The organism is Sphingopyxis flava, from assembly GCF_900168005.1.
In the GTDB taxonomy this organism is placed as follows: Bacteria; Pseudomonadota; Alphaproteobacteria; order Sphingomonadales; family Sphingomonadaceae; genus Sphingopyxis; species Sphingopyxis flava.
This window is the reverse complement of the sequence record NZ_FUYP01000032.1, coordinates 23,529-32,182: the sequence shown is the minus strand read 5'-3', so window position 1 is coordinate 32,182 and position 8,654 is coordinate 23,529. Positions and strand designations below refer to the sequence as shown.

At 65.7% G+C, this 8,654-nt stretch carries 8 protein-coding genes and 1 pseudogene; 7 read left to right on the top strand and 2 right to left on the bottom strand.

Annotated elements, in window-relative coordinates; genetic code table 11:
• Window positions 1–149: 149 nt before the first annotated feature.
• Window positions 150–681, bottom strand: a pseudogene (locus B5X69_RS22505) (IS66 family transposase); the annotation flags it as partial.
• Window positions 682–829: 148 nt separating this feature from the next.
• Between B5X69_RS22505 and B5X69_RS17765 the strand changes: the two are divergent.
• The 6 genes from B5X69_RS17765 to B5X69_RS17740 all read left to right on the top strand — a co-directional run bounded on the left by B5X69_RS17765 (window position 830) and on the right by B5X69_RS17740 (window position 6,788).
• On the top strand, window positions 830–1,342 hold the full coding sequence (locus tag B5X69_RS17765) for a LysR substrate-binding domain-containing protein (RefSeq protein WP_245798790.1): 513 nt from the start codon (window positions 830–832) through the stop codon (window positions 1,340–1,342).
• 90 nt (window positions 1,343–1,432) lie between these two features.
• Window positions 1,433–2,047 (top strand): TetR/AcrR family transcriptional regulator, encoded by a 615-nt coding sequence (locus B5X69_RS17760; RefSeq protein ID WP_079639907.1) that lies wholly within the window; start codon window positions 1,433–1,435, stop codon window positions 2,045–2,047.
• The gene (locus B5X69_RS17755) at window positions 2,044–3,513 is read left to right on the top strand and encodes a TolC family protein (RefSeq protein ID WP_176141659.1); all 1,470 of its coding nucleotides are present in this window, start codon (window positions 2,044–2,046) and stop codon (window positions 3,511–3,513) included. The genes B5X69_RS17760 and B5X69_RS17755 overlap by 4 nt, the downstream gene beginning before the upstream one ends.
• Window positions 3,503–4,549 carry an HlyD family secretion protein gene (locus B5X69_RS17750; RefSeq protein ID WP_079639905.1) on the top strand — a complete coding sequence of 349 codons (1,047 nt, stop codon included), beginning with the start codon at window positions 3,503–3,505 and terminating at the stop codon, window positions 4,547–4,549. Before B5X69_RS17755 ends, B5X69_RS17750 begins: the two co-directional genes overlap by 11 nt.
• The gene (locus tag B5X69_RS17745) at window positions 4,546–5,697 is read left to right on the top strand and encodes an ABC transporter permease (RefSeq protein WP_079639904.1); all 1,152 of its coding nucleotides are present in this window, start codon (window positions 4,546–4,548) and stop codon (window positions 5,695–5,697) included. The genes B5X69_RS17750 and B5X69_RS17745 overlap by 4 nt, the downstream gene beginning before the upstream one ends.
• A complete protein-coding gene (locus B5X69_RS17740) occupies window positions 5,694–6,788 on the top strand; it encodes an ABC transporter permease (protein ID WP_176141658.1) in 1,095 nt (364 codons plus the stop codon). The genes B5X69_RS17745 and B5X69_RS17740 overlap by 4 nt, the downstream gene beginning before the upstream one ends.
• A 411-nt stretch (window positions 6,789–7,199) precedes the next feature.
• On the opposite strand, the gene B5X69_RS17735 is transcribed toward B5X69_RS17740, so the two are convergent.
• Window positions 7,200–7,508, bottom strand: a complete 309-nt coding sequence (locus B5X69_RS17735) for a chorismate mutase (protein ID WP_079639902.1) — start codon at window positions 7,506–7,508, stop codon at window positions 7,200–7,202.
• Window positions 7,509–7,710: 202 nt separating this feature from the next.
• Here B5X69_RS17735 and rpsD point away from each other — a divergent pair, with 202 nt between their 5' ends.
• Window positions 7,711–8,322, top strand: a complete 612-nt coding sequence (gene rpsD, locus B5X69_RS17730; RefSeq protein ID WP_053553817.1) for a 30S ribosomal protein S4 — start codon at window positions 7,711–7,713, stop codon at window positions 8,320–8,322.
• Window positions 8,323–8,654 lie beyond the last annotated feature (332 nt).

Genomic DNA, 8,654 nt, shown 5'->3' with positions numbered 1-8,654 from the left:
TCGATTCCCTGATCAGCCTTCTTCTTCATCAGACTTGTCCTTCCTATGACAAGTCTAACCCAATTTCCCTCATCCCCCGTTCACGAGGAAGAGCCCAATTTCCTACATCAAAACAATAACTTGCGTGGCCTAAGTTTCGGGTCGAGGCGTTACGTCATCGCGCTAGGTAGCAGCCTAGGTAGCACGGCCAGCTGTCGAATATTTTTTCCGCTGCGGCTGAGCGGGAGAATCGTGGCCTCGAAATCGCTGACTTCATCCCAACGGGCAGCCGGCCAGTAGCCAGCGATCTTGGCGATGATATCGGCGATATAGGCCTGCGGTTCGAGAGTATTGTGTTTGGCGCTCTCGATGACGGAGTAGACCGCAGCGGTGCGATCCCCGTCCGCCTTTGAGCCTGCTAGTAGCCAGTTTGACGGGCCAGAGCCACCCAGCGCATCACGCGCTCCGCACTGGTGTTATCGATCTCCAGGCACTCATTGTCGAGAAAGCCTGTCGGCGCGACCCAGCGTTTGCGAAATTGATGGTCGCCTTGGCCATCTAGGATTTGGGCGAGAGGCGCCGAAGGGCATCGTCGAGTGCCTGGCGCAACTCGTCAATTAATGGCTGGTTGCGATCTTTCCGGCTTCGTCGTCGGATATCGGTTTACTGGCCGCGAACCTCTGCCTCGATCTCGTAGAGCTGACAGCTCCAGGCTCGATTGACGTGATACGGACCTTTCAATCCACCTCGTGGCGCAAGCCCTCGCTGATCGCGCTGACGGCGAACTTGGCGCCGGAGTAGACCGTGCCGTCTTATGCGAAGACCTGTGCCCGCAACCGAGCTCAGGTTGATGATGTGGCCGCTGCCCTGCTCGAGAAAACCGAGACCCTCCTACAACCTTCTCGTCCAGCACCTGAAGGACGAAGGGCTCGCCTGCGCCGTCCGCGCCGACCATCCGGCCATCGGCGATGCCATGACGCGCAAGCAGTTCGAGACGATGAAGCACGTCAACATCGTGCCGCCCGGACGGATGCGCGCCGGGCTGTTCCAGGCGCTGGCTCAGCAGCAGCTCAAGCGCGACGTCGCAATCTCCGTGACAAATTTCTTCGCGGCAGCCGAGATGGTAGCGGTGACCGATTACTGCGCCACCCTGCCCTCGCTGATCTGCAGGCAGCTGATGCACGACCCCCGGCTGAAAATCCTGCCCGCCCCGGTCGACCTCGGCAGCTTTCCCGTGGAAATGGCCTGGCACGTCCGTTACCGGCACGATCCCGCACACCGCTGGCTACGGGCGCTGATCGGCGAGATCATTACCGATTTCAAAGACATGACGGGCATGAAAGCCACGCCATCGCCAGCGTGATGGTCGTCAGCGGCTCCTCAAGCATCCCTTCCGCACGGCATCTGAAAAACGAAATCTTGAAATATCAGTTGATATCTGTATGGTCGCCCGATGGCCGCTGATAGACCCCTCCGTCGCGAAGACTCGCAGGCCGCAACGCGCACAGCGCTGCTCGACGCGGCCGAAGCGCTGATCCTTGAAAGTTCGATGCCGGGTTTGTCTCTGCGCGCGGTCTGCACCCGTGCCGGCTACACCCAGGGTGCGTTTTATTCCAATTTCGCGTCGCGCGAGGATCTTCTGCTGGCGGTGATGGAGCGCAATCTGGAGGAGCGGGTCCGCACCTTCGGCGAAATGACGCTCGATTATCGCGCGATGACATTCGACCAGACCATGGCCCGGATCGGCGAGTGGCTGGCAACCGTTTCCGACCGCCGCGAATGGGCGCAGATGGCCATCGAGCTGCGGCTGGAGGCGGTGCGCAACCCGGCGCTTGCCCACGCGATAGCCGTTGCCGAGCAGCGAATCGACGTGCTGTTTGCCGAACGGATCGACGATCTGGTGGCGCATTTCGGACTGACCCCGCGGTTTCGCTCGACCGAAATCGTCGAGACGCTGCTGGTCCTGTGGCGCGGCCTGGCGCTGCGTGATAACGGCGACAGCGGGAGCCTTCCGGTGGCGGAGATCTTCATCACATGCATGCGCGCCATGTTGGGCCGGCCGGAATGAAGCGCACTCTGCCTCTGGCGCCGGCCCTGCTGCTGGCGATCGCCGCCAGCCCGGCGCTGGCGCAGGCCACGCTCGATTACCGCGCCGCAGAAATGGCGATGCAGGCGACTCCGGCCGGGGGCGCCGCGGCGGAGGCGGACGTGCGCGCGGCCGAACACCAGGCGAAGGCGGTCGAGCATCTCTATCGCCCCACGATCACCGCCTCGGCATCGGTCATAGCCTACGAGAAATCGCTGAGCCTTGACCTCACAGAGCCCAAGGAGCAGTTCCTGGGCGATGCCCAGAGCTATCTCGGCGGGCTGCCGGGGCAGTATCCGCCAGTCTATGCCGATATCGTCGCGCTGATCGCGGGGCGGATCGGCCAGGCCCTGCCCGGCTTGCTCGCGCCGATCCCCGATCAGTACGACTATACCCAGCGAGACGTGGTGGTGCGGCCGAATGTCACTGCGATCATGCCGCTGTACACCGGCGGCGCGCTGGAGGCGGTGAGCGACGCGGCCAAGGCGCAGGTCACACTGGCGCAAGGCGGGCGCGACGCGGCGCGCGGTGCCAGCAGCGTGCGCCTGGCCGAAACCTATTTCGGTGCCCAGCTCGCCCGCCAGCTCGAGGTATCGAGCCGGCAGACGCTGGCCTCCGCCGAACAGCACCTCGGCAACGTCCGCGCGATGGAGCGCGAAGGCGTGGTACCGCATTCACTGACGCTGGAAGCGATTGTCGCTCGCGATGCCGCCCAGCGGGCCAACGATCGGGCGCGGCGCGATGCCGACATGGCCGAACTGGCGCTCGCCGGAATCACCGGCACGGCCAACCCCGCGCCCTCCACCCCGCTATTCGTCAACACGACGCCGCTGCCGCCGCTGAGCGCGTGGACGGCCGATGCCCCGCGAAACGGGCAGCTCGCCGTGGCCGAAGGGGCCGAACAGCTGGCCGCCGCCGGGGAGCGCGCCGCGCGGGCGACCATGCGGCCTTCGGTCTATGCCTTCGGATCGGTCAACGCCGTGCGCAAGCAGTCGCTGCCGGTCGATCCCGACTGGATCGTCGGCGCGACGGTGCGGATCCCCCTGTTCTCCGCGTTCAACCGCCGCGAGCTTGTAGCCGCAGCGGGGGCGCGCCGCGAGGCCGCCCGTCTGCGCGCGGCCGACGCCCGCACCCGCATCGAGGGCGAGATCGAGAAGACCTGGCTGATGGCCGACAACGCCCGGCGCGCTTTTACCTCGATTGCCAGCAGCGTTGCCGCGGCAGAGGAGAACCTGCGCGTCAAGCAGATCGGCTTCCGCGAAGGCGTCGGCACCGCGGCAGAAGTGACCGACGCTCAAACCGCGCTCGGCCTCGCCCGTGCCCAGCGCGCGACGGCGGCTTACGAATACGACCTCTCGCTTGCCGCGCTGCTCGCAGCCAGCGGACAAAGCGAACGCTTCGTCGATTACGCCGAAGCGCGCGACAGGCAGACCGTCGATGACCGATAAAACCGATCCCGCAACAGCCGAAGCGACCCCGGAACCGTACGGGGCAGCGACGGAAACAGGTCGCCGCGTGAACTGGCTGCTGTGGGCGCTGCCCGTGCTTGGGCTGCTGGCACTGGCCGGCATCTGGCATTCCTCGCGGCCCCAACCGGTGCCGCTCCAGGGCACGGTCGAGGCGACCGAGGTCAACGTCGCGACCAAGATGCTGGCCCGGGTGGAGGAGGTGGCGGTGGCCGAAGGGGCTGAGGTCGGCGCCGGCCAGCACCTGGCGACCCTCTCCAGCCCCGGGATCGATGCGCTGGTGAGCCAGAGCGAGGCCAACCTGGACAGCGCCCGCGCGCTGGACGCCATCGCCAACCAGGGTGCCCGGCCGGAAGACATCGCATCGCTTCAGGGCATCGCGGCATCCACCCGCGCCGCCGCCAAGCTCGCAGCCGTCACCGCCGGGCGCATGAACCGCCTCTACGCGCAAGGGGTCATCTCCGCCCAGCGGCGCGACGAGGCCGCCGCGGCCAACGTGGCCGCGCGCGCCAACGCGGCAGCGGCGGAGGCGCAGTATCGCAAGGCAATGGCCGGGACGCGGGGCGAAACCCGCGCCGTGTCGGACGCGCAGGCTGTTGCCGCCGAAGCGCGCAACCGCGCCGCGCGCCAGATCGCCGCCGACACGAAGGTCACCGCGCCAATCGCCGGAGCGATCAGCCGCCGTCTGGTCGAACCCGGCGAAGTGGTGGCGCCCGGGGTGCCGCTGTTCCAGATCGTCGACCTGGCCCATCCCCGCGTCACCCTCCGTATTTCCGAGAAAGACTATTCGGGCATGGCCCAGGGCCGGGTGCTGACCGGCACCGTCCCCGCGCTCGGCAACAAGGCGGTGCGCCTGCGCGTGACGGCGATTTCGGCGCAGGCCGGCTTCACCAGCGAAAAGGCCACCCGCCAGAATGCCGGGTTCGACGCGCGCAGTTTCGAGATCAAGCTGGAACCGGCCGAGCGGGTCGAAGGCTTGCGGCCGGGCATGAGCGTGCTGTTCGACTGGCCGCAGTGACCGCGCCATCGGCTTTCGCGCGGCTGGGCGGCGCGGCGCGGCGCGAAGCGGGCTTCATCGCCACCAGCCGCGTGATGCTGCTGGCGCTGGTGGTCGTGCCGTTCTGCGCCATCGCCATCGTCGCCGCCATGCTGTCGCAAGGGGCGTTGCAGGCACTCCCGGTCGCGGTGGTGGACAATGCCCGCACCAGCGAGAGCCAGGCGCTGGTCCGCTTGCTGTCGGGCCGCCCCGAGGTGCGGATCGCCGCCCAGCCGGTGAGTGACGCGGCGGCCGAAGCGGCGATGCGGCGCGGGCAGATCTGGGCCTTCGTCTCGATCCCCCACGGCTTCGGCCAACCCCGCGCGGCGGACGAGCCGATCCGCCTGTACTACAACGCCGCCTACCTCAGCGTGGGTTCTACCGTCGAGCGCAGCCTGGCGACCGCGCTGCGCGGATCGATCATCGCCGGGATCGAGGACAACGCGTGGCGCGCCGGGGTGCTGTCGGACCGGGCGGCGATCCCGCAGGTGCAGATCTCAGTGCTGTTCAATCCGGAAGCGAGCTTCGAGTGGTACCTGCAGGCGCTTATTCAGCCGGCCATGCTGCACCTGCTGGCGGCTTGCGTCGGGGTTTACGCGATGGCGCGCGAGCTCGGCGGACCCGATGGCCGCTCGCTCGACGCATGGCGCGCAGAGACGGGTGGCGGGGCGGCGGCGCTGACGGGAAAGCTGGTGCCGTACCTAACAGTCCTTAGCTTCTGGGGAGCGGTGTGGATGGTCTGGCTGGTGGGCTTCAAGGGGTGGCGGATGGAAGGATCGCTGCTGGCGACCTTTGCCGCCCAGCTCGCCCTGATCGCCGCGTCGCTGGCGCTGTCGTTCGGCTTCGTTGCGGGCGCGCGGCGTGACGTCTTCGGCTATTCGCTGAGCGCGCTCTATGCCGGGTCGGCGCTGGCCTATTCGGGCGGCTCGCTGCCGATCGAGGGCGCGCCGACAGTGGCGCGGTTCTGGCATCAGGTGCTGCCGTTCACCCACTACCTGACCGCGCAAATGGACCAGTTCCTTGGCGCGCCCGCGCGCCAGGCCTGGGGCGCGGCGCTGCTGCTCACGGGCTACGCGGCGGCGGGCCTCGCGCTTGCGACATGGCTGGGCGGGAGGAAATCGCCGGCATGAGCCTGCGCGCCGCCTTCCTCGACACGCTGCGCCAGCTTGGCTGCAACACCGATGCGCTGATGCTGATAGTGGTCGCAGCGCTGTTCTACGGCTTCTACTATCCCGCGCCTTACAGCCAAGGCCATGCGCAGGACGTGCGGCTGGCAGTGGTGGACGAGGCGCGCACCCCGCTCAGCCGACAGCTCGTCGATCTGATCGAGGCCAGCCCGCTGGCCGAGGTCGCCGCCCGCCCCGCCAACCTAGCCGAGGCGCGCACCCTGCTGGTAGAGCGAAAGGTCGATGGCGTGCTGCTGCTGCCTGACCGAGCACTGGAAGACGCCCTGCGCGGCCAGGACAGTGGCATAGCGCTGTGGATCAACGGAACCTACCTCGTGCGAGCCAAAGCTTTGGGCCAGGCGATCCAGGGGGCCATCGTCAACACGCTCAACAACGAGGCGAAAGGACGGCTCGGGGTTAGTATCGAAATTACCGATCCCGTCGAGTCGCAACCGCTGTTCAACCCCAATCTGGAATACGGCGCCTATATCTTTCCCGCCGTTACACCGGTGATCCTCCAGCAGACCATGCTGTTTGGTACCGCCGTGCTATTCGCCGGGCGCAGGCGGCGCGGATGGAACGAACTGGGTGGCCAATGGCTGGCGCTGAGCCTCGTGTCGTTCGTGCTCACCTTGACCTATTTCGGCTGGTTCTTCGCTGCGCAGGATATCCCGCGCCAAGCCGGAATCGGCGCGCTACTGATCGTCGCGCTGTTCGCAGCAGGAGCCATCTCCTCCTTCTCGCTGTTCGCCTCCCGGCTGTTCCCCAACGCCCGCGCCGCGCTGCTGTTGCTTATACCCACCTCGCTACCGATCTTTTTCCTCTCGGGCGCGACCTGGCCGCGCGAGGCGATGCCGGGCTGGGTCTCGGCGCTGGGCGCGCTGCTCCCTTCAACCCACGCCAGCCGCGCCCTCCTCCTGACCGACCAGATGGGCGCGCCGTTATCGGAAGCCCTTCGGCCGCTCACAGCGCTGGTGATACTAACAATCTCTTTTTTGGTCGGGTCGGGCCTTGTTTCGCGGTTTATGACCAATCCGGAAGAATTGACGCCATAGTCGTCAGATCGCCGGGGGCAGGCTTGTTGCCGAGCGGTTCGCTGCCCGCCGCGGGCCGGGCGCTCACGAACGCGCCTGACTTGCTGCGATCGGCGCCATGGTTGCGCCACAGGGTGGCGGCCTAGGTTCCTAGCGCCACCTCATCCTCAATGACCAGCACCAGGTTAACGGTTAATTCAGTGCACGTAGGCGGAAATGTGTGCACACCAAAGAACGCTCGCGGTCTCGAAACCGCTCTTAATCAGCGGGTCCTAGGTTCGAGCCCTAGTGCGTCCACCATTTTCTCCCAATTAATACAGTCGCTTAATGAAGGCCATCATCATCGAGAGAATCTGAGCAAGCCAGCGGCGGGGAATGCGGGAAACAGGGAAAAGTTTCCCCAGAAACGCATTCCCCGCCCGCCATGCCCGCTTAAGCGCGTGCTTCGTCCCAGCGTTCGAATTCATGGGCAATCGATTGTTCCACCAGCTCGTTCCACACGGCGCGGATACGGTCGGCATCGAGGCCCACCTCCTCCGCTGCGCGGGCGACATTGTCGAGCACCTCCGCCTTGCGCGCTTCATCGCGCACTGCACCCCGATCGGCCTTGATGCGTGCCGCCGCGTCCATATAGCCGAAGCGGCGAACGAGGAGCGCGACGAGTTCGCGGTCCGTCTCATCGACGCCCGCGCGGACGTCGAGCATAGTTTCGCATTGTTCGGGGGGTTTGGCAGAGGTCATGCGGGCAGGCTTTAGCGGCTTTTTTCTTCCTGTCGAGACGAAGGCAAGAGCGCTTGACTTTGAGGCTTCCGCCGTCTACCCGCGCGCCTTCGCAATGGACCCCGCACCCCGGTGAAGCGGCGGTCGCATAGAGCCTGAGGCTCTGTGGTGCGACCCGGGAACAGGCCGAAATCCTTCGGCAAAAAGCAAATTGGAGACGACAATGTCGAAGCGCCAGAGCGCCAAGTACAAACTCGACCGCCGGATGGGCGAAAACATCTGGGGTCGCCCGAAAAGTCCCGTAAACCGCCGCGAATACGGCCCCGGCCAGCACGGCCAGCGCCGCAAGGGCAAGATGTCGGACTTCGGCATTCAGCTGCGCGCAAAGCAGAAGCTGAAGGGCTATTACGGCGACATCACCGAGAAGCAGTTCAAGAAGAATTATTTCGAGGCTTCGCGCATGAAAGGCGACACGGGCCAGAACCTCATCGGCCTGCTCGAACGCCGCCTCGACGCGGTGGTCTATCGCGCCAAGTTCACCCCGACTATCTTCTCGGCTCGCCAGCTCGTCAGCCACGGCCACGTCTATGTGAACGGCGTGAAGTGCAACATCGCGAGCCGTCTTGTGAAGCCGGGCGATGAAATCACCCTCGGCAAGAAGGCGCAGGAAATGGCACTGGTTGCCGAGGCGCAGAGCCTGCCCGAGCGCGACCTGCCCGAATATGTGGCGGTCGACGGGACCAAGGCGACCTTCATTCGCGTACCGACCCTCGACGAGGTACCCTATCCGGTGAAGATGGAACCCAATCTGGTCGTCGAATTCTATTCGCGCTGACCTGAATCTCTTTATCCGAAAAAAAGGGGGCGGACCGGCAACGGTCCCGCCCCCTTTTGGTATGCCAGGCATGGCGTGGATGACTGGAGGTGTAAGTCCTCTGCAGGCCGAGCTTACCCTGGGAGATCTCCCGGTCTCTCCGGACGAACCGGAATAGGGCGGCAGCGATGTCGCCGGATGGCGCGGGAGAAGTCAGCAGAGGCCATAATAGTCCGGGCGACGGGGCGAAGGGCTGAAATCCGGTATCAAGGAGCAAGACCGGGACCATTCGATGGGTGTGGAGCGCCAGCAAGGCAGCCCTCGCCTGCCGAAGCCATGAACCTTGCATGGTT

Bases quoted from the DNA above. Each gene is read 5' to 3' on its own strand.
- B5X69_RS17765 (WP_245798790.1), top strand. From the start codon at position 830: ATGATGTGGCCGCTGCCCTGCTCGAGAAAACCGAGACCCTCCTACAAC.
- B5X69_RS17760 (WP_079639907.1), top strand. From the start codon at position 1,433: ATGGCCGCTGATAGACCCCTCCGTCGCGAAGACTCGCAGGCCGCAACG.
- B5X69_RS17755 (WP_176141659.1), top strand. From the start codon at position 2,044: ATGAAGCGCACTCTGCCTCTGGCGCCGGCCCTGCTGCTGGCGATCGCC.
- B5X69_RS17750 (WP_079639905.1), top strand. From the start codon at position 3,503: ATGACCGATAAAACCGATCCCGCAACAGCCGAAGCGACCCCGGAACCG.
- B5X69_RS17740 (WP_176141658.1), top strand. From the start codon at position 5,694: ATGAGCCTGCGCGCCGCCTTCCTCGACACGCTGCGCCAGCTTGGCTGC.
- B5X69_RS17735 (WP_079639902.1), bottom strand. From the start codon at position 7,508: ATGACCTCTGCCAAACCCCCCGAACAATGCGAAACTATGCTCGACGTC.
- rpsD (WP_053553817.1), top strand. From the start codon at position 7,711: ATGTCGAAGCGCCAGAGCGCCAAGTACAAACTCGACCGCCGGATGGGC.